Raw genomic sequence first — 19602 nt, forward strand, 5'->3', positions numbered from 1 at the left:
TTTATTTTTTATAAAAAACCTTAAAACCCCATTCTCGATTAAGGGTTTTGCTTTTTGTCTAGTTTTGACAATGCAATAACCCTAACACATAAAAACATGACAACTCAAGTATTAAAACTAGACGATTTTAGAGCACAAAAATTATCTAAAAATCAACAAAAAACCGTTCGTGGTGGAGATGAAAATTTAACTAATCCAAATCCACCTGCTGAACCCCTAGCAGCTGACCCTGGAAAAAGTGGAGGAAAAATTGATAGTTAGGTCAATAAAAAACTATTTAAATATTATTCGCAAACTGAGCTGGAGATACTCCAGTTCTTTTGCGAAATGATTTTGCAAAAGAACCTGCATTTTTGAAACCTACGCTTTCTGCAGTAGCTTGTGTAGATTTTTTTCGATACTCATCGCAAGTAATCATTTTATGGATCGCATAATTAATTTTCAATTCATTTGTATATTCTCCAAATGATTTTCCAAACCGCTTATTAACGACATAAGATAAGTAAGTTGTATTTGTTTTGATTTTTTTGGCAACATATGCCAGAGTGAAATCTGTATTCAAGTATTCTAAATTCCTTTCAAGATCCAAAAGTTTTTCGACAATTTCATTTTCTTTAGTGAGATCAATGCACAAACTGGCATTTTCAGTTTTCAATTCAACTTTATCGAATTCAGGTAATTCTGCTTTGAAATTTGAAGTAGTTTCTTTTTCAATACTTGCTTTAAGTTCTTGTATTAAAACACTCATCTTTTTATTAGCCTTGTTTTTATCTCTGTTGCTTTTTACCAATAGAGTAACAATCCCTATAATGAAAAATGTATAAAACCCTTTCAGGCACTTATTTAAAAGAAGATCTTTTTTATAGTTTTCCTCTACCGCAACCATTTCTTTCGTGAGATCACCTATTCCCTGTAATTTATCGACTTTTGTTTTTTCCTTTTTTAATTTCGCATCATATTCCTTTTTACTATTTAAGTAAATCACTGAATGCTTGTAAGCTAGTTCTGGCTTTTTAAGAATAGTATAAATTTTTGATTGATAATAATTAGATTTCAGATAATCTAACTCATTTGAATTGCTTAAAAGTGCAAGTGAATCTGTATTTTTATAAAAAAACAATGCTTTATCATACTTTTTGAGTATATAATAAATGTCTCCTAAATTAAAATTAGCAATACATAGTAACTCTTTTTGATCATTCTCCTCACAAAGAAGCACCACTTCATAATATACTTTTTCGGCATTTTTTATTTCACCTTTCCAGTTGTAAACATTACCTAAGTTTAATTTTGCCGTGATTTTATTATAAAGATAATTATCCGAATAATTAATCGTCCTCTTATAATAATACTCTGCAGAATCTAACAAAAATCTTTTGCTTTGATTTGCCTTAAAGTAATCCTCATAAGAACCTCCTAAACTCAGATTGATATTGCTTTTTTTATTTAGATAACTTTCTTTATCAAATAAATCTTTATTCTCATGAAGAAACTTATCAAGTTCTTTTCCGTTTTTAATTGCTATTTTATAATTACCTATTACTTCATTAGCTAAAACAATATTAGCCTTGAAATTAACAATCTGATTAATGTCTCTTACTTTTTCAGAAAGTTTGATTCCCTCCTGAAATTTTTCGAGTGCAGCGCCAAAATTTCTTCTGTCGAATTCTGCTAATCCTCCATAATTGTACACATAGGATTCTAATTGTATTTTATCCTGAGAATCTGGAATCTTATCCAGATAATAAAGTGCAGTTTTATATTTTTCTTTTGATAATTCTGTTTTTCCTTTATTCTGCCACAAAACAGACAATGCGGCGTTTGCAAAAACCAAATGTTTATTATTATTTGATTTTGCCATTTGATTCGCATACACAAGAGAACTATCTGTATTTGCATTAAAATTTTGTCTGATTTTATGTCTCAAAATAGCATACTCCTCTTCTGTCGTCGCCTTTTTATCTTGAGCAAATGTAGTATTGATAACCAAAAAAACTAAAAAACAAATAATCAGCCTCATTGAATTAGAAAATCAAAATTGTTTACAATATTCCCAAATTAGATATTACTTGCAAACTGAGCTGGAGATACTCCGGTTCTTTTACGAAATGATTTTGCAAAAGAAACTGCATTTTTAAAACCAACACTCTCTGCAATAGCCTGTGTAGAGTATTTACGATACATATGATTAGTAATCATCTCGTTGATTACATAATTTATTTTAAGCTCATTAGAGTATTCTCCAAATGATTTACCAAATCGCTTATTGACAACATAAGACAGGTAAGTTGTATTTGTTTTAATTTTTTTTGCTACATATGGCAACGTGAAATCAGCATTTAAATACTCTAACTTACTTTCCAGAGCCAATAACTTCTCTACTATTTTATTTTCTTTGGCTTCATCAATACTTAAATTGACATTTTCCTTCTTAAGATGAATTTCTTCCGGTTCAAGCACAAACTCTTCTATAGCTCCTACTTCTTCTTGCTCAAACTCAGGATTATTTCTCTTCTCAATATTTGCTTTAAATTCTTCGATTAAAGCATTCATTTTTTTATGTGCTTTATTTTTATCTCTAATATTTTTAATCAATAAAAACACAACTACAACAAAAAGAAGTACATAAAAAACTTTCAATCCTCTATTTAAGAATACATCATTTTTATATTTCTTCTCAATTGTAACCATTTCGTCCGTTAGATTGCCAACTCCTTGTTTGTAGTTTACCTCTAATGCTTGCTCGTTTAATTTTGTTTCGAATTTCTCATAATTATCCAAATAAATTCGAGAATGTTTATAAGCCAGTTCTGGCCTTTTCAATATATTGTAAATTTTAGCCTGATAATAATTAGACTTTAAAAAATCAAGTTGATTTAAATCTGTTAAAGCAGCAATTGAGTCGCATTTTTTAAAAAAAACTAATGCTTTATCGTATTTTTTGGTAGAAAAATAAATATCTGCCAGATTATAATTTGCCACACACAACAAATCTTTTTTATCATTTTGCTGTGACAAGAACACAACATCATAGTAGGTTTTCTCAGCATTTTTATAATCTCCCTTAAAATTATAGACATTCCCTAAACTTAGTTTTGAACTGATTTTATTGTAAGGGTTATTATTTGAATATGTGATTGCTTTTTTGTAAAAATATTCCGCTGAGTCCAACAGATACTTTTTACTTTTATTCTTCATGAAGTAACTTTCATAGGAACTGGCCAAGTTGCTATTTATACTACTCTTTCTATTTAAAAAATCTTCTTTCGTAAATAGATTTTCATTTTTATCAATAAACTCATCAAGTTGTCTTATATCTTTAATAGCAAGCTGATAATTACCAACTGCCTCATTAATCACAGCAATATTAGTCTTAAATTTGACAGTTTGCAGAATATCTCCTATCTCTACAGAAAGCTTCATTCCTTTTCGATAATGTTCAATAGCCTCACTAAAATCACCTTTTTTCCATTGGGCATTTCCTACAAAATTCTCAATATAGGATTCTAGCTGCTTTTTATCTTTAGATTCTGGTATTTTACGTAAATAATCAATCGCCAGCTTATATTTTTCCTGAGATTCTTTTGTATTCCCTTTTAATTGCAGCGAAAAAGCTAATGATCCGTTAGCAAATGCCTGATGTTTAAAATCATTAGATTTTGCCATTTGATTAGCGTATACGATGGCACTATCGACATTTGCATTAAAATTAAGTCGGATTTTATTCTGCAATGTTGAATACTCCTGTTCTGTCAATACATTTTTTTGTGCAAATGCGGTATTCAGAACAAAAAAGAGTAAAAAAGAGATGATCAGCCTCATTTAATTTGTTTTTGGAAACTCAAAAATAGCTTATAAATTATCAATAAACTAAATTTAATTCCTGTTATTACTATTTTTCTTCTTTTTGTTTTAAAAAATATAACAATTTATAGGTGTTTTGTTATATTTATATTACGTAAATTTGTTTTTGCTAAACTATCAAAAAATGAAGCCAGATTTATTTCAAGCCCCGGATTATTACAACCTTGACGATTTATTGACAGACGAACACAAATTGGTTCGCGAATCTGCTCGCGCATGGGTCAAAAGAGAAGTTTCTCCTATCATTGAAGAATATGCTCAAAAAGCAGAATTCCCTAAGCAAATTATAAAAGGACTTGGAGAAATTGGAGGTTTCGGACCTTATATTCCTCATGAATATGGTGGTGCTGGATTGGACCAAATTTCTTACGGTTTAATCATGCAGGAAATTGAAAGAGGAGATTCAGGAGTAAGATCTACTTCATCTGTTCAATCATCACTTGTAATGTATCCTATTTGGAAATACGGAAACGAAGAACAACGAATGAAATACTTGCCAAAATTGGCAACAGGGGAATTCATGGGTTGTTTTGGTTTAACAGAACCAGATCACGGTTCTGATCCCGGAAGTATGATTACCAATTTTAAAGATATGGGAGATCATTATCTTTTAAATGGTGCCAAAATGTGGATTTCTAATGCACCTTTTGCCGATATTGCAATAGTTTGGGCAAAAGATGAAAAAGGTAGAATTCACGGATTAATTGTAGAACGTGGAATGAAAGGTTTTACAACTCCTGAAACACATAATAAATGGTCGCTTCGTGCATCATCAACCGGAGAATTGATTTTTGATAACGTAAAAGTTCCTAAAGAAAACCTGTTACCAAACAAATCAGGTTTAGGCGCACCACTTGGTTGCTTAGATTCGGCACGTTATGGAATTGCATGGGGAGCTATTGGAGCGGCGATGGACTGTTATGATACTGCTTTGCGCTATTCAAAAGAGAGAATCCAGTTTGGAAAACCAATTGGAGGAACTCAATTGCAACAGAAAAAACTTGCAGAAATGATTACCGAAATCACAAAAGCACAATTATTAACCTGGCGTTTAGGTGTTTTGAGAAATGAAGGAAGAGCAACAACATCTCAAATTTCGATGGCCAAACGTAACAATGTCGACATGGCAATTCATATCGCACGCGAAGCCAGACAAATGCTGGGCGGAATGGGAATTACCGGAGAATATTCGATTATGCGCCACATGATGAATCTCGAAAGTGTGATAACTTATGAAGGAACTCACGACATTCATTTGCTAATAACCGGAATGGATGTTACTGGAATTCCAGCATTTAAATAGCGAACAACTATTAAAATATATACAAAAACAATATAAAAAGCTTCTTCTAACCGAGAAGCTTTTTATATTTGCAAAAAATTTACGAAAATGAATATTGAAACTATCAACAATAGCATTCAACCTCAAAAAGATCAACTTTTACAGCATTCTTTATACAATAAAATTCAAAATATTGACGACTTACATAGTTTCCTGGAAACACATGTTTTTGCAGTTTGGGATTTTATGTCATTATTAAAAGCTTTACAAGCCAAACTTACTTGTACAACAACGCCTTGGTTTGCTACAAAAAACCCTGAAACAAGATATTTAATCAATGAGATTGTTCTTGCCGAAGAAACGGATTTAAGCATTGACGGAAGAAGACAAAGTCATTATGAAATGTATCTTGAAGCAATGGAAGATTGCGGTGCTGATACAACCGGAATTAATTCATTTTTATCTCAGGTAAATTCATTGCATAATATTTTTGTTGCCATAAAACAAAGTTCATTACATCCAAATACAAAAGCATTTTTAGATTTTACCTTTAGAGTAATCGAAGAAGGAAAACCACACGAAATTGCTGCCGCATTTACTTTTGGAAGAGAAGATTTGATTCCGAGTATGTTTACTGCAATATTGAAAAACTTTCAAAAAAACCTTCCTGATACTGATTTAAGCAAATTGCTTTATTATTTTGAAAGACATATAGAATTAGACGCTGACGAACATGGACCAATGGCGATGCAAATGATCACAGATTTATGTGAAGATGATGCTCAAAAATGGAAAGAAGTAGAAGAAATTTCAATCCTTGCCTTAGAAAAACGAATTGGACTTTGGAATGCCATTGAAGAAGAAATCGTAATGAAAACAGAAATGGTTTAAAAACCAAAGCAAGTTATTTAACGTAACTATTTGTTTAAAATGACCCGAAACTTAATTTGTCCAAATTATGAAATCACATTTCAAACAAATAGTTACTATTGTTCTCTCTATATTTCTACTCAGCTGCAGTACCGACGATTCGTCTTCTGAAGTACCGCCTTCAGGTATTCCTCCAACAACAGAAGTTCCCACTAAACCTCTTCCCTCTTTTATAAATTATTTAGCCTTAGGCGACAGTTATACTATTGGTCAAAGTGTTTGTGAAACTTGCCGATATCCGGAACAATTAAAAGCAAGTTTAAAAGCAATTTACCCACAAACTAACTTTTCATTAAAAGTAATTGCCCAAACAGGCTGGACAACTTCAGACTTAATCTCGGCAATAAATAGTGTAAATCCTGATTCTAATTATGATTTAGTATCACTTTTAATTGGTGTGAATAACCAATATCAAGGACGAGATTTTTCTATTTATGAAAAAGAATTCCCTGAACTTGTAAACAAAGCAATTACCCTCGCAAAAGGTGACAAAAAAAATGTAATTGTTTTATCGATTCCAGATTATGCTTACACACCATTTGGAACAATTCAAATGCAGGGTCAAGGTGCGAGAATCTCTAATGAAATAAATCAGTATAATATTTTGGCTGAAAATTACTGCACCATAAATGGAATAGTTTTTATTTCAATTACTGATATTACCCGTAATGGCCTTATTAAGCCAAGCTTAGTGGCTAATGATGGTTTGCATCCTTCAGCAGAAGCATACACTTTATTTACAGAGCGTATTTTACCAAAAGTAAAAGTGGCTTTGCAGGATTAAACTTTTTTAGATTTCCAGATAAATCCGTCTAATAAATAATGTGTAAACTGTGGTACAGTTAACAGCGGAACTATTAAAAACTGCCACGAAGAAAAATCAAAAGTTGTTAGAGAGATATTTTCATTCCAAACTAAAACTTCCCAAAGAAATTCTTCCATAAAAGCGATTACCAATAAAATTAAAACATAAATAAGGATCGCATTATATCTTTTTAAATAACTAAAAACTCCCGAATCTATATTTGATTTGTTTTCGATTTCTCGGAAATAAACCAAAGCCATATATGGAATTCCATGAGAAACGACATTCAATAAAGTAAAAATAAGATCGTCATTAAAATAAACAATTCCAAAATACCAGGAAAGCTCAGTTCCTAAAATAATAGCGTTTTTGGGAACATTAAAAAACTGTTGAGTTATGCTTTTATAACCTGTATAGATCGTATAAACCAACATAATGATTATATAGATCCAAAAGAGTATTTCTAATAAAAATGCATTCTGAAAACGAAAAAATTCATTCTCAACAAACCAATTAAATTTCCTTTCGGGAGAAAAAAACCAATACAACATTGGATATCCCGTTGAAGCATAAATTGCCAGATTATCTATAGCAACAGAAAACTTTGTTTTTTCTTCGATTCTAGAATACAATCGCATAAAACCATATTGTTGTCTGATAAAGTGAAAAACGGCAACATAGGCTAAAAATGACCAAAAGATTAAACTTCCAAAAGAAAAAAGAACTAAGCCAATCGCAAAACAAATTGCCGGCAACAACAATAATCTCTTTCTGTTCTTTTTGAACTCATCAGTTACAAAATAGGTCTTAAATAAAGTTGCATAAACATGAGCAACATCAATAAAAACAATTAGAAAAAGCCAGGTATAAAATGAATACTTATTCTCAATTGTGGTAATATATTTTTGAAACAAAAAAATGAATACCAACACAAAAAAGGACGGTCCAATGATAAAAATCAAATCTGTTTTGGCTTTATGAATCCAGGGTTGTTTCATCTAAAATTTGGTTTACTGCATTAATTCCATGATGAAAAGCTTCTTCAAAAATCGAGATTCCTGACAAATCCGTGTGGGCAAAATAAATCCGATTTTGAATGTTTTTTGAAGCTTGTCTTTTTGCTTCTCCAAAAATAAATCCGGGTGCAGGACTTACCATTCCGTGACCTAATAAAAAAACTTCCATTTGTTCCGTACAATCTTCAATATCAGGATGTGCAATTTTAAGATCATCAAAAACAAATTGTTTCCAATATTCTTTACTCTTTTTATACAGTTCTTTTCGTGATTTTCTTAAATCTGAAGAAGAAAAACTATAATAATATGTGATTACTTTTCTAGTCTGAATTTGCTTCAAAGACTGATGTTGGTCATAAACATATCCCAATCCTTTTGCATCATAAATAACATTATCCCAAGAAAGCGGAAAACTGAAATTATCTGATAAATCTGTTACTGTTAAACTTGCCAAAAGCCAGGGTGTATAATGAAACTCTTTTGTGAACTCTTTCCTGTCTTTGATCAAATATTGATTGACAAACTGAGGTGTTGCCATTATAACTTTGTCTGCAATAATCTCTACCGAAGTTTTTTTAATATCGTCAAATGCTTTTGCAACAACTTTATTGTTTTCAACTTTAACTTCATAAACCAAATGATTTTTTAACGTCTTTTGATCTGTATATTTTTTTAGATGAGATGCCAATCTTGCGTTTCCTTCAGGCCAGGTTAATACACTTTCTTTTTTATCAGATGTTGCATCTTGTTTTCTTCCGGCGAAATAATGAATTCCAGCCCAAGCTGAAACATAATCTATTCCAAGTCCAAAATCATCTTTGCAGCAATAATCGATATAATCAAACAAAGGTTTTGCTTTGAAATTATTAGTTTCAAACCATTCTTTCATGGTAATTTTATCTAAATTCCTAGTTGTAGTATCTTCTGAAGAAAGACGAAGCGGAATATCAAATAAAAACTTCCCGTCATTTCCTTTTCCTTCTCTAAAAGTATCCATTAATTTAAAAAAACGCTGAAATTCTAAATCTTCGTCTTTTGAATTTCCTTCTTTAGGAACAACTCCGTCTTGCCAATTATTTTTGTAAAACAAACGTTCATCGGGAGCAAAAGACAATTGTAATTCATCAAAAACAGGAAATCCTTTTTGATCATAGCTTAAAATAATTTTCTCTTCTTCAAGAAATTGCAATAATTCTTTATCTTGAAAATTAGGAAGTGGTAAATAATGTGCTCCTAGCGGAAATTTAGAATATTGATTTTCTCCATTGGAAGAATTCCCGCCTAAATGTCCTTCTAATTCAATTAAAAGAAAATCAGAAATTCCTTTTTTCTGAAATTGTCGGGCAGCACTTAATCCTGAAATTCCGCCTCCAACAATAAGATAAGAAATATGAATTTGAGTTGTTGGTTTAGGGAAATCTTTAACCCAAAGCCGATGTCCCAAAAGATGATTTGTTCCGGAAAGGCGAATCAGCAAAAGGACGATTTTATCAGAACAAAATTGTAAAAAAGGAATCAACAGTAAAGAAGCTCCAATTCCTTTTACAAAACTGCGCCTTGATTTACTGTAATTTTCCCCATTCTTCATCGAAATAGCGTACTAAAATTTGATTGTCTAATCGATTGATTTCAATTTCATTTGAGATCATATCTTTGGTAAAATAATTGAATCTATCAAATTGATAATTGTAGAATTTCAATCTCAGGGCTTTTCTATTCACATTATTAAAAGTGGTTCCAAAACCATTAATTGCAATAGTATAGCCCCACTCTCCAAACGAAGGAACATAAGCGTGATAAGCATCAACCTGAGGAAAAACCTGCATTACTGTTTTGTTGATACACCAAAATGATTTTGGAGCAAAATAAGGCGATGTTGTCTGAATCACAACTGCTGCATCCGGTTGTAGAATATTTTTTATGGTTTGATAGAAATTTAAAGAATATAACTTTCCTAAACTATAATTTGACGGATCCGGAAAATCTATAATCGCAACATCAAACTTTTCTTTGCAGCTTTTTGCCCATATATAAGCATCAGTATTTATAACGGTAACTTTTGGGTTATTAAGCGAACCTTTGTTGAAATCTGTTAATACTTTATTGGTTTTAAACAGCTTTGTCATTCCCTGATCTAAATCGACCAGTGTAATTTTTTCAACTTCTTTATATTTTAAAATTTCGCGCACAGCCAGACCATCTCCACCGCCAAGAACCAAAACATGTTTTACACTTTTAGCAATTGACATTACGGGATGAACTAAGGCTTCATGATAACGATATTCATCGGCAGAACTAAATTGTAGGTTGTTATTTAAATAAAGCCTGTAATCGCTCTTATTATGCGTTAAAACAATGCGCTGATAGGGAGTTGAATGGGTGTAAATAATATTTTCTCCATAAAGCTTCCCTTCTGAATAAGCCAAAATTTTATCTGAAAAAATAAAAACACCTAACAAAATTGCAAACGAAAAAATGGCTTTTGTTTTCAAGAAATAACTATTCTTCAATTCTCTCTTTAAAAGAAAACACAAAGCAATAGCAATACTAATATTGATCATTCCGAAGAATAATGAAGTTCCCATTATTCCTAATTTCGGAACCAGAATCAACGGAAAAAGTATTGATGCTAATAAAGCCCCGATATAATCAAATGTAAAAACATTGGAAACTAAATCCCGAAATTCGACTTTATCCTTCAAAATATTCATTAGTAACGGAATTTCCAGTCCAACTAAAAAACCTGTTATAAAAACCAGTAAGTATAAAATGAACTGAAAGTACTCGACACTTTCGAATAATAAAAACAAAACTACTGAACTCAAACCGCCAATCAAACCAACTAATATCTCGATCTCGACGAAAGTATTCAATAAATTTTTATGAAAAAACTTAGAGAAAAAAGAGCCAATACCCATTGAAAACAGGTAGACTCCAATAATAAATGAAAATTGTTTTACTGAATCGCCTAATAAATAACTCGCCAAAGTTCCTGCAACAAGCTCATATACAAGCCCGCAAGTCGCAATAACAAATACGGCAAATAGAAGTAAAAATTCAAACTTGAGAAACTTTTTACCCATGAATCGCGGCACTAATAATCATTGAAATACCAATGATAAATGCTGCAAGAACAATTGCAACAGCGATATTATTTTTTTGAACCACTTCTTTCCAGGTATTCTCCGGAGTAATTTTTTCGACAATAAAATAAGCTACTATTAAGATTACGATTCCTAAAAGAGAAAAAATGATCGAATTAACGATTGGCTGAAAATGTATTAAATCCATACTTTAGAGATTTATTTATGATAAAAATGGTTAACTGAACTACGACTTCCTGACGCAGTACTATATTTTTCTGTTGTTTCGCAATCACAAATTCGGTTTCCTGAATAAGCGAAATACAAATAGGCTGCAAAGCAAAACAATGCTATTGCTGCTGCGATTAAATTATTCTTTATAAAATCAGATATATTTTTCATAATCTATTATTCGCTATAAGGAGAATAGGAACTATCCGCCCATCTTTTTTTCTCAAAATTTAATTTTAGAAATCGTATCAAAATGAAAACAACAATCATAAAAATAATGGTCAGCCAAGCATTTCGGTTCGAAGGCTCGTTCCAAACTACTCTTATACTCATCATATTATTATTTGCATCCTCAGGCGCTTTCGCCGGCGTAATTAAAAGATGATATTTTCCTTCTTTAACACCACAAATATTAAAATCTTCAGATGAACTTCCTTCTGTCCAGCTTTCGCCACTTTCATATCCGTGATAAAACTCAATATCTTTATTCGCATGAATTTCATCATTCGTTTTTTCGTCAACAAGTGCCACATCAACGTTTGCCCATGAATTATTTACATCTGTTGAAACGTGGATACTCATTGGAGCCGAACCGCCCTTTATAACAAATGATTCACTTGTAAACTCCTTATTATTAAAATCAGTAAAAGCAATCGTCTTATTAAATACCGTTTGTTCTGTCTGATCTTTGTAAATGTACCAATTTGAAAATAGGATCATTAAGGCACAAATGCAAAATATTATCCCTGTATTTGTTATGTCAAAATAAAAAGGTTCAGTAATATTTACACCCGTTTGATATGGTAAATTTGCATTTGGAAATCCTTTTTTAATTTCACCTTTAGTAATGTATTCTCCAAGATAAGCCGTTTCATCATCATTAATTTTTTCAATAGAAATCATTAATGGAGGCTGAATATACTCGACCATATGAATTTTTCTTGACGGTAAAACAAAATCAAAAAATCCCTGGGCATTTTCTATTTCAACATCACAATATTCATATAGATCAAAATTGGTGTTATTATGTCTTATAACTTTAGGATGATTTTTTACATCGAATTTTTCCTCCATTTCGGTTAAAAAAATCCAATTCCCATCTGATTCAGAAAGGTAAACGAAATCACCATTTGGGCTTTTCAGAATGTATTCTGTCCAAAGATAACTTCGGGAAACTTTTTTAACTACTGCGCCGGTAACAGTATATTCTGTTCCTTTAATAATGCCTTTTTCTCCAATTTTAAAGCAAAAATCATTTACTTCGGGTTTGAACTTCGATTTTAAACGAAACTGTCCTTCACTATCTGATAAATAAGAACTATGACAATTTGGGCAAACAAAATTCACCACTTCAAAACCAACTTCTAATTCAGTAACGGTATCACAATTATAACAAGGAACTCTCATAGCTTATCGATTAATTTCAAAATCTTTTATAATTGTTCCTTCAAAATAAGTGACGTAATCTGCCATAACCTGTCTTACTTTTTGAGAATTATCCTGCTGATAATTACACAAATAAACATCTAAAGTAAGCTGATTATATTCCGGCCAGGTGTGTATGCAAATATGAGATTCCTTGAGGCAAAACGAAATCGTAAAACTATCATTGTCAAAATCATGAACAATAACACCTACTTTTTCCAGATTATATTTCTCTAAAATTGAATTTGTAACAGCAACAAAACCATCACTATTGGTTAGCTTTTGAGTTTCATCGACATGTAAAGTAACCAGCTTGTGCAAGCCTGGCGAATAAGAGGGTAAATCCATTAAAAATTTTATATACGATTCAAATATATAATATTTATTGGATAATTTTAACACAAATAATCTGTTTTGACCTACAGCAAGTCAAATTACTATTATTCAAGTAACCATTCAAAAGCCAGGTATTTACGGCAAAATCACTTTTTATTATCTTTACTGTCAACAAACTACGCAAGAAATGACAATTGTAGATTTTACCCCAACGGAACAATTAAAACCATTTATAAAAACTTATCGAATTATCGAAAGTGAAGATGAATTGGTCAATCGGGTTTTGCCGGGTACTGCGCTTACAATTGCTTTTCGATGCAAAGGAAATGTCAATTATATTAAAGGAAATAACCATGATAGTTTACCCGTTTCGGCAATTTCGGGTATTCGGAAATCGGCGCGATTAATTGGTTATTCAAAAAATACGACTACAGTTGTTGTTCATTTTAACGAAGTTGGAGCTAAAGCATTTTTTAAAGAACCTCTTCATGAATTATTTGAAGAGAGTGTTTCTTTAGACAACTTTTTTCCACAACAAAAAATAGCAATTATAGAAGAACTTTTGGCGGAAGCGAAAACCAATAATCAAAGGATTGCCGTAATAGAACAATTCCTTTTGTCAGGATTACACGATTACAAACCTGATGCGTTAATCACCGCTGCGATTGCTATAATTCAATCTAAAAAAGGCATTATTAAAATAAAAGATCTGGCAGATGCACTTTTTATAAGTCAGGATGCTTTCGAGAAAAGATTCCGAAAAACAATCGGTTCATCACCCAAACAGTTTTGTTATGTGGTTAGGATAAAATCGATTATTGATCAAAAACAAAACAGCCAAAACCTTATCGAACTTGCATTTGATGCCGGATATTTTGACCAATCACATTTCAACAAAGACTTCAAATTATTTACAGGACAAACTCCTTCCGAATTTTTTAAATTCCCTTCTTTCTGGTAAATCAATGATTTTTTACAATTTATTGGTTTCTATAATCTTGAATTTTACATCAACAAAAAATCAAGAATTATGAAAACACATCTTTTAATCGGAATTATCGTTTTGGCATTGTTTAGCTCTAAAACAAATGCACAATCAGCAACCATTAATTCGCAAATAGAAACCAAAAAATCAGAAAACATGAAACAAATTTTTATCGATAAATTTATCGTTCCCGCACAATCAAAACAAGAATTTTTAGAAAGAGTAAACATCAACAGAAAATTCATTAAAAACTTAAACGGTTTCATAAAAGACGAGGCTTATGAACGTACTGACGAACACGGAAATTTCATTTTTATGACTATTGCCATTTGGGAAAATGAAGCTGTTTTGAAAAAAGCAAAAGAAGCGGTTCAAGCTTCCTATAAAAAAGAAGGTTTTGATATTGCCGAAATGTTTGCGAGATTAAACATCACGATGGATAGAAATATCTACAAAGAATCTGCAAAACCATAATCGAAAAAATATACTTAATTTTGCAAAAGCTGGCTTTTTAAGATTTAAACAATGCAAGTTTCACCATCAGAAGAATTATCGCCTTATATCAAACATTATCTTTTTTTAGATAATGCGGCAACTGATATTCAAAAACTTCGACTGTTTTCTGATGGAAATACTGGCGTTGTATTTTCTTTTAAGAGTAAACTTATTTCCGAAATCAGCAATTACGAAGTAAAAAACTATTTGCCGAATTCTTTTTTATATGGACAACTCAATGGTTTTAAAGACATTTATTCTAACGATGAAATCGCTTTAATCATTGTCGTTTTTCAGCCTAACGGAATTCATCAATTGCTAGGTATTCCTGCCAATGAGTTTCTGGATGCTATTGTTTCTATTGATGCTGTATTTGGAAAAAACGGAGAAATTCTACAAGATAAATTATCTGAACAAAGCAATAATCAAACAAGAATTGAACTTTTAAATCAGTTTTTCAGAAATCAAATCTCTAAAAAATCACAAACAAATCAAGTCATTATAAATAGTTCATTAGATTTTATAATTTCAAACAAAGGACATTTTCTGTGACGCAATTGGTTAAATATACTGGTTATACTGAAAGACATTTGGAAAGAAAATTTAAAGAATCTATTGGGTTAAACCCGAAGAAATTTGGCAACGTTGTAAGGCTACATCATTTTTTAAAGTTATTAAAAGATAAACCTGTTGATGCAAATTTTACAAGTATTTGTTATGATGCGGGATTCTCGGATCAATCGCATTTGATCAAAGATTTTAGAAAACATACTGGAATATCTCCAACAGAATATTTGTACAATAGTAGAAAATTAGCCAACAATCTTATCAAAACACTTCCTGCTACTATATCTTAAATGGAATCAATAAGAAAAACTGTAGAGAGAGAAAAAAAAAATTACCACGGAGAACGCAAAGTTTTTTAAATATGCTAAGTTTAGTAAAACACAAAGTTCACAAAGCTTTGCGGACTTAGATTTTGTAAGCACAACTTAAATCTTAGTGAACACTGCGAATCCCGATAGCTATCGGGATTGTGTTCTCTGCGTTAAAAAATAATTAGGAGTATAATTTTTTAATGTTTCTCCACAACTTTAGGATTGATCCCTTAAATGTCGGTTTTGTACAATTTATAGAATATTCCCAATGCTACTTTTGATTCCAATTAATAGCTTCAAAAAATGGAAAATCTAAAAATAGCCACCGCTCAGTTTGAGAATAAAAGTGGCGATAAAAAGTACAACTTATCTGTAATCGAAACGCTTTCGCGAAAAGCTGCCAGTGAAGGTTGCGATGTGATTTCGTTTCATGAATGTTCGATTACCGGATATACATTTGCAAGGCATTTATCGAAAGAACAAATGTTGGATTTGGCAGAAGTTATTCCGACTGGAGAAAGCATTCTAAAACTTATCGAAATTGCCAAAAACAATGATATTGTAATTCTCGCCGGTCTTTTTGAAAAGGATCAAAACGACAATCTTTTCAAAGCTTATGTTTGTGTCGACAAAAATGGTTTGGTTGCAAAATATCGAAAACTTCATCCGTTTATAAATCCATATTTAACTCCGGGAGATCAATATTGTATCTTTGAAATTAAAGGCTGGAAATGCGGAATTCTAATTTGTTACGACAACAATATTATTGAAAATGTCAGAGCAACAAAACTTCTGGGAGCGAATATTATTTTTATGCCGCACGTTACTATGTGCACGCCTTCGACCCGACCTGGTGCTGGTTTTGTTGCACCTCAGCTTTGGGAAAACCGCGAAGCCGATCCAACTTCTTTAAGATTAGAATTTGACGGAATGAAAGGTCGTGACTGGTTAATGAAATGGTTGCCTGCAAGAGCTTATGACAACGCAATTTATGCCGTTTTCTCCAATCCGATTGGTATGGACGACGATCAATTAAAAAATGGCTGTTCGATGATTATTGATCCTTTTGGAGATATTCTGGCCGAATGTCGAACTTTTGACGATTCTTTTGCAACAGCAATAATTACTCCTGAAAAATGTATTCAGGCGGGAGGAAATCGCTACATAAAAGCTAGAAGACCAGAATTATACCGCGATATTATTGGACAAAATCACCAATCAGAGCAAAATGTAGTTTGGTTAAACTCTGCTGAAAAAAGTTAAAAGTATTACAATTCATTCCGTTTTAAGCCTCTGAAAATTTATCTTTACAGGATTGATTAATCTACAGAATACATCCCAATAATGGAATTTTTTAAAACTACAAATGAAGATATCGATGCTGTTTTCGATATTTATAATGAAGCTACGTCTTATCAAAAAACCGTCAACAATAAAAGCTGGAGAGGTTTTGAAAGAGCTCTTATAGAAACAGAAATTGCCGAAAATCGTCATTTTATAATCAAAGAAGGAAATGAAGTTGCCTGTACATTTGTACTAACCTTTAATGATTTAATTATCTGGAAAGAAGCCAGTAAAGACCCCGCTGTTTATTTGCATCGTATTGCAACGAATCCAAAATTCAGAGGACAATCGTATGTCAAAAAAATCATTGAATGGGTTAAAATATACGCCAAAGAAAACGGAAAATCATACATTAGACTTGATACACATAGCGGAAATGAAAGAATAAACAAATACTACACTAGTTGCGGTTTTGACTACAAAGGAATTAGCGTAATCGAATGGACAAGCGAATTACCGGAACATTACAAAGAAGGTTCTTTTAGTTTGTTTGAGATAAAGCTTTAAAACAAAAACCCTTGTGAATAAATTTCACAAGGGTTTTTGTTTTTAATAGAAACATTGTTTTATATACTTTCCAGTTTCTTTACTTGTTCCTGAGCATTTGTATTTTTTGGATTCAATTGGAATGCTTTTTTATAATTTTTTATAGCCTCCTTTTTATTACCCAAACTAGCCAGTGTTTCGGCATAACTATCATATGTGTTTCCGCTTTGTGGATAAAGATCTACATTTAACTTGAAGATCTTCAAGGCGCTAGCCTGTTTATTTTCTGCTAATAATTTGTATCCAAAATCGTTTAATTCATTTTACGTATTGAACTACGGCAAGCTGAAGCGCCGGAATATGGAGTTTTTGCATTTTCTCTTTCAGAAAAAGATCGATACTATCGTTAATTTGTTGGCTTTTGCGAACTAACTGTAAAACTCATTGAACCTATTAAAACAAGTATTATTACTGATTTGGAAAATAAATTTCTCATGATTGTGATTGACGTTTTTTGATTGATGATTGTTTGCTAAGTCTTTTTACTTTTTTGGCCATTTTTGCAAATCAGACAATTCGAGCATTTTAAATCAAGACGATGATAAACTAAAAATGCTACATTGTTTTTGAAATTAAGTTCAGAAGTAAAATCGAAAAAATTATATAATCCCAGCAAAAATGGTGTTTAATACTCTGTTTTTCTTAAATATAAATTTTTAACAAAAACCTTAACTATTTTAAAAAAATAAGAAAAAACTTATTTTTACAAAATAAAGATCCTGAGCATTAGCGTTATTTATCGATTATATTTTCACTTATTAGATTCAAAACAAAGCGATTAAATCCAGTTAGATTATATTTGAATAAATGCGCTGGAAATCATGAGCAAAAAAAAGATTATTCAACCTGAAAATACCACTTTTCCAGAACGGGCTAAAGCAAATCATAATGACGAATTGCTACTCGTTAACAAAAGGTTGGCGCAACAAATAGAAGAACGGAAAAAGCGTGCCGCAGAGTTAATTATTGCCAATGCGGAACTGGCTTATCAAAATGAAGAAAAGGAAAAACGTGCCGCAGAATTAATTATTGCTAATACTGAATTGGCCTATCAAAACGAAGAAAAAGAAAAACGTGCCGCCGAACTTGTGATCGCTAACAAGGAACTTGCTTATCAGAATCAGGAAAAAGAAGACCGCGCTGCCGAACTTGCTGTTGCTAATAAAGAGCTAACCTTTCAGAATAAAGAAAAAGAAAAACGTGCTGCCGAATTACTCATTGCAAACACAGAACTCGCTTATCAAAACCAGGAGAAAGAAGATCGTGCTGCCGAACTTGTTATTGCCAATAAAGAACTAACCTTTCAGAATAAAGAAAAAGAAAAACGTGCTGCCGAATTACTCATTGCAAACACAGAACTCGCTTATCAGAATCAGGAGAAAGAAGATCGTGCTGCCGAACTTGTTATTGCAAATAAAGAATTAACCTTTCAAAATAAAGAAAAAGAAAAACGCGCTGCTGAACTTCTTATTGCAAATACAGAACTCGCTTATCAGAATCAAGAAAAAGAAAAACGCGCCGCCGAACTTCTTATTGCAAATACAGAACTTATTTTTCAGAACGATGAAAAAGAAAAACGCGCTGCCGAATTAGTTCTTGCGAATAATGAATTGGAAGCTTTTACCTATATATCCAGCCACCATCTTCAGGAACCTTTGCGAAAAATACAGGTTTTCTCAGATCGTATTTCGACAGATGAACATCAGAATCTAACAGAAAAAGGAAAATATTATTTCGACCGTATAGGAGTTTCTGCTTCTCATATGCAAACACTTATAAATAATTTATTGACTTATTCCCGTACGAATGTTACAGAAAAGAAATTTGAAAATTTGAATCTTAATCATCTTATAAATAAAGTTCTGGAAGATTTAAATGAAGAAATAATATCTAAAAAAGCGGTTATCGAAATATTAGGAAATTGTACAGCTTTTATAATTCCTTCTCAGTTTGATCAGCTTATATGCAATTTAATAAGCAATTCACTAAAGTTTTCGAAGCTGGATGTAGCGTTGCATATTACAATAGAAAGCCAGTATACGAAACCCAATTCTAAAAATCTTCCATCAGAGAATGATTATTGTCACATTACGGTTAGTGATAATGGTATTGGATTTGATCCGCAATTTGAAAATCGTATTTTCGAAATGTTTCAGCAACTTCACAGTAAAGCAGAATACAAAGGAACAGGAATTGGTTTAACGATTGTGAAAAAAATTGTAGAAAACCATAAAGGGGTTATTACCGCAACTGGTAAATTGAATCACGGGGCAAAATTTGATATTTATATTCCGGTAGCATAAATGAAAACCGTATCTTACAAAAGCAAGTCTGTTTTTTACTAAAAGCTATTTTTCTCTAAAAATTTTAAATACCTTTGAT

21 protein-coding genes are annotated in these 19602 nt (G+C 31.7%); 11 read left to right on the forward strand and 10 right to left on the reverse strand.

The window, feature by feature from the left end:
- The first annotated feature begins 96 nt into the window (after nucleotides 1–96).
- Nucleotides 97–261 (forward strand): hypothetical protein, encoded by a 165-nt coding sequence (locus tag CHB81_RS26765; RefSeq protein ID WP_176427470.1) that lies wholly within the window; start codon nucleotides 97–99, stop codon nucleotides 259–261.
- A gap of 16 nt (nucleotides 262–277) precedes the next feature.
- On the opposite strand, the gene CHB81_RS00945 is transcribed toward CHB81_RS26765, so the two are convergent.
- Together CHB81_RS00945 and CHB81_RS00950 are read right to left on the reverse strand one after the other, a co-directional pair.
- Complete coding sequence (locus CHB81_RS00945; RefSeq protein WP_089350016.1) at nucleotides 278–2020, reverse strand: AraC family transcriptional regulator; 1743 nt, start codon at nucleotides 2018–2020, stop codon at nucleotides 278–280.
- A gap of 38 nt (nucleotides 2021–2058) precedes the next feature.
- Nucleotides 2059–3822: a helix-turn-helix domain-containing protein gene (locus CHB81_RS00950; protein ID WP_089350017.1), complete on the reverse strand. Its 1764-nt coding sequence runs from the start codon at nucleotides 3820–3822 to the stop codon at nucleotides 2059–2061.
- Between the two features lie 166 nt (nucleotides 3823–3988).
- Between CHB81_RS00950 and CHB81_RS00955 the strand changes: the two genes are divergently transcribed.
- From CHB81_RS00955 to CHB81_RS00965, 3 genes are all read left to right on the forward strand, one after another.
- Entirely contained in the window at nucleotides 3989–5167 is a 1179-nt protein-coding gene (locus CHB81_RS00955) for an acyl-CoA dehydrogenase family protein (protein WP_089350018.1), read from the forward strand.
- 87 nt (nucleotides 5168–5254) lie between these two features.
- A complete protein-coding gene (locus CHB81_RS00960) occupies nucleotides 5255–6037 on the forward strand; it encodes a DUF3050 domain-containing protein (RefSeq protein WP_089350019.1) in 783 nt (260 codons plus the stop codon).
- Nucleotides 6038–6104: 67 nt separating this feature from the next.
- Nucleotides 6105–6860, forward strand: a complete 756-nt coding sequence (locus tag CHB81_RS00965) for an SGNH/GDSL hydrolase family protein (protein ID WP_089350020.1) — start codon at nucleotides 6105–6107, stop codon at nucleotides 6858–6860.
- On the opposite strand, the gene CHB81_RS00970 is transcribed toward CHB81_RS00965, so the two are convergent.
- Genes CHB81_RS00970 through CHB81_RS01000 form a run of 7 tightly spaced genes read right to left on the reverse strand, consistent with a single transcriptional unit; the run spans nucleotide 6857 to nucleotide 12984 of the window.
- Complete coding sequence (locus CHB81_RS00970) at nucleotides 6857–7879, reverse strand: hypothetical protein (protein WP_089350021.1); 1023 nt, start codon at nucleotides 7877–7879, stop codon at nucleotides 6857–6859. The genes CHB81_RS00965 and CHB81_RS00970 overlap by 4 nt on opposite strands.
- Nucleotides 7857–9485, reverse strand: a complete 1629-nt coding sequence (locus tag CHB81_RS00975) for an NAD(P)-binding protein (RefSeq protein ID WP_089350022.1) — start codon at nucleotides 9483–9485, stop codon at nucleotides 7857–7859. The genes CHB81_RS00970 and CHB81_RS00975 overlap by 23 nt, the downstream gene beginning before the upstream one ends.
- On the reverse strand, nucleotides 9460–10980 hold the full coding sequence (locus CHB81_RS00980; RefSeq protein ID WP_089350023.1) for a polyamine aminopropyltransferase: 1521 nt from the start codon (nucleotides 10978–10980) through the stop codon (nucleotides 9460–9462). The genes CHB81_RS00975 and CHB81_RS00980 overlap by 26 nt, the downstream gene beginning before the upstream one ends.
- Nucleotides 10973–11188 carry a DUF350 domain-containing protein gene (locus CHB81_RS00985; protein ID WP_089350024.1) on the reverse strand — a complete coding sequence of 72 codons (216 nt, stop codon included), beginning with the start codon at nucleotides 11186–11188 and terminating at the stop codon, nucleotides 10973–10975. The genes CHB81_RS00980 and CHB81_RS00985 overlap by 8 nt, the downstream gene beginning before the upstream one ends.
- Before the next feature lie 11 nt (nucleotides 11189–11199).
- A complete protein-coding gene (locus CHB81_RS00990; RefSeq protein ID WP_089350025.1) occupies nucleotides 11200–11382 on the reverse strand; it encodes a hypothetical protein in 183 nt (60 codons plus the stop codon).
- Nucleotides 11383–11388: 6 nt separating this feature from the next.
- Nucleotides 11389–12618: a DUF4178 domain-containing protein gene (locus CHB81_RS00995; RefSeq protein ID WP_089350026.1), complete on the reverse strand. Its 1230-nt coding sequence runs from the start codon at nucleotides 12616–12618 to the stop codon at nucleotides 11389–11391.
- Between the two features lie 3 nt (nucleotides 12619–12621).
- Nucleotides 12622–12984 (reverse strand): S-adenosylmethionine decarboxylase family protein, encoded by a 363-nt coding sequence (locus CHB81_RS01000; RefSeq protein WP_089350027.1) that lies wholly within the window; start codon nucleotides 12982–12984, stop codon nucleotides 12622–12624.
- Between the two features lie 175 nt (nucleotides 12985–13159).
- Between CHB81_RS01000 and CHB81_RS01005 the strand changes: the two genes are divergently transcribed.
- The 6 genes from CHB81_RS01005 (at nucleotide 13160) to CHB81_RS01025 (ending at nucleotide 17181) form a co-directional block, all read left to right on the forward strand.
- Complete coding sequence (locus tag CHB81_RS01005; protein ID WP_089350028.1) at nucleotides 13160–13933, forward strand: helix-turn-helix domain-containing protein; 774 nt, start codon at nucleotides 13160–13162, stop codon at nucleotides 13931–13933.
- A gap of 69 nt (nucleotides 13934–14002) precedes the next feature.
- Nucleotides 14003–14431: a hypothetical protein gene (locus tag CHB81_RS01010; RefSeq protein WP_089350029.1), complete on the forward strand. Its 429-nt coding sequence runs from the start codon at nucleotides 14003–14005 to the stop codon at nucleotides 14429–14431.
- A 51-nt stretch (nucleotides 14432–14482) separates the two neighbouring features.
- Nucleotides 14483–15004, forward strand: coding sequence for a DUF6597 domain-containing transcriptional factor (locus CHB81_RS27080; RefSeq protein ID WP_254920916.1), 522 nt, complete (start codon nucleotides 14483–14485; stop codon nucleotides 15002–15004).
- A gap of 38 nt (nucleotides 15005–15042) precedes the next feature.
- On the forward strand, nucleotides 15043–15309 hold the full coding sequence (locus CHB81_RS27085; protein WP_254920917.1) for a helix-turn-helix domain-containing protein: 267 nt from the start codon (nucleotides 15043–15045) through the stop codon (nucleotides 15307–15309).
- A gap of 324 nt (nucleotides 15310–15633) precedes the next feature.
- Nucleotides 15634–16593 (forward strand): nitrilase family protein, encoded by a 960-nt coding sequence (locus CHB81_RS01020; protein WP_089350030.1) that lies wholly within the window; start codon nucleotides 15634–15636, stop codon nucleotides 16591–16593.
- A gap of 81 nt (nucleotides 16594–16674) precedes the next feature.
- A complete protein-coding gene (locus CHB81_RS01025) occupies nucleotides 16675–17181 on the forward strand; it encodes an N-acetyltransferase (protein WP_089350031.1) in 507 nt (168 codons plus the stop codon).
- A 59-nt stretch (nucleotides 17182–17240) separates the two neighbouring features.
- On the opposite strand, the gene CHB81_RS01030 is transcribed toward CHB81_RS01025, so the two are convergent.
- Nucleotides 17241–17426: a tetratricopeptide repeat protein gene (locus tag CHB81_RS01030; RefSeq protein ID WP_089350032.1), complete on the reverse strand. Its 186-nt coding sequence runs from the start codon at nucleotides 17424–17426 to the stop codon at nucleotides 17241–17243.
- Between the two features lie 615 nt (nucleotides 17427–18041).
- On the opposite strand from CHB81_RS01030, the gene CHB81_RS01035 reads away from it, so the two are divergent.
- Entirely contained in the window at nucleotides 18042–19523 is a 1482-nt protein-coding gene (locus tag CHB81_RS01035) for an ATP-binding protein (protein ID WP_254920918.1), read from the forward strand.
- Nucleotides 19524–19602: the final 79 nt, after the last annotated feature.

This window comes from Flavobacterium sp. ov086 (genome assembly GCF_900187965.1).
Classification (GTDB): domain Bacteria; phylum Bacteroidota; class Bacteroidia; order Flavobacteriales; family Flavobacteriaceae; genus Flavobacterium.

Coding starts and splice junctions, on each gene's coding strand:
- CHB81_RS01020 (WP_089350030.1), top strand. CDS start 15,634: ATGGAAAATCTAAAAATAGCCACCGCTCAGTTTGAGAATAAAAGTGGC.
- CHB81_RS27080 (WP_254920916.1), top strand. CDS start 14,483: ATGCAAGTTTCACCATCAGAAGAATTATCGCCTTATATCAAACATTAT.
- CHB81_RS26765 (WP_176427470.1), top strand. CDS start 97: ATGACAACTCAAGTATTAAAACTAGACGATTTTAGAGCACAAAAATTA.
- CHB81_RS00995 (WP_089350026.1), bottom strand. CDS start 12,618: ATGAGAGTTCCTTGTTATAATTGTGATACCGTTACTGAATTAGAAGTT.
- CHB81_RS01010 (WP_089350029.1), top strand. CDS start 14,003: ATGAAAACACATCTTTTAATCGGAATTATCGTTTTGGCATTGTTTAGC.
- CHB81_RS00975 (WP_089350022.1), bottom strand. CDS start 9,485: ATGAAGAATGGGGAAAATTACAGTAAATCAAGGCGCAGTTTTGTAAAA.
- CHB81_RS00960 (WP_089350019.1), top strand. CDS start 5,255: ATGAATATTGAAACTATCAACAATAGCATTCAACCTCAAAAAGATCAA.
- CHB81_RS00945 (WP_089350016.1), bottom strand. CDS start 2,020: ATGAGGCTGATTATTTGTTTTTTAGTTTTTTTGGTTATCAATACTACA.
- CHB81_RS01005 (WP_089350028.1), top strand. CDS start 13,160: ATGACAATTGTAGATTTTACCCCAACGGAACAATTAAAACCATTTATA.
- CHB81_RS00980 (WP_089350023.1), bottom strand. CDS start 10,980: ATGGGTAAAAAGTTTCTCAAGTTTGAATTTTTACTTCTATTTGCCGTA.
- CHB81_RS00955 (WP_089350018.1), top strand. CDS start 3,989: ATGAAGCCAGATTTATTTCAAGCCCCGGATTATTACAACCTTGACGAT.
- CHB81_RS00985 (WP_089350024.1), bottom strand. CDS start 11,188: ATGGATTTAATACATTTTCAGCCAATCGTTAATTCGATCATTTTTTCT.
- CHB81_RS01025 (WP_089350031.1), top strand. CDS start 16,675: ATGGAATTTTTTAAAACTACAAATGAAGATATCGATGCTGTTTTCGAT.
- CHB81_RS00990 (WP_089350025.1), bottom strand. CDS start 11,382: ATGAAAAATATATCTGATTTTATAAAGAATAATTTAATCGCAGCAGCA.
- CHB81_RS00970 (WP_089350021.1), bottom strand. CDS start 7,879: ATGAAACAACCCTGGATTCATAAAGCCAAAACAGATTTGATTTTTATC.
- CHB81_RS01000 (WP_089350027.1), bottom strand. CDS start 12,984: ATGGATTTACCCTCTTATTCGCCAGGCTTGCACAAGCTGGTTACTTTA.
- CHB81_RS00965 (WP_089350020.1), top strand. CDS start 6,105: ATGAAATCACATTTCAAACAAATAGTTACTATTGTTCTCTCTATATTT.
- CHB81_RS01035 (WP_254920918.1), top strand. CDS start 18,042: ATGAGCAAAAAAAAGATTATTCAACCTGAAAATACCACTTTTCCAGAA.
- CHB81_RS00950 (WP_089350017.1), bottom strand. CDS start 3,822: ATGAGGCTGATCATCTCTTTTTTACTCTTTTTTGTTCTGAATACCGCA.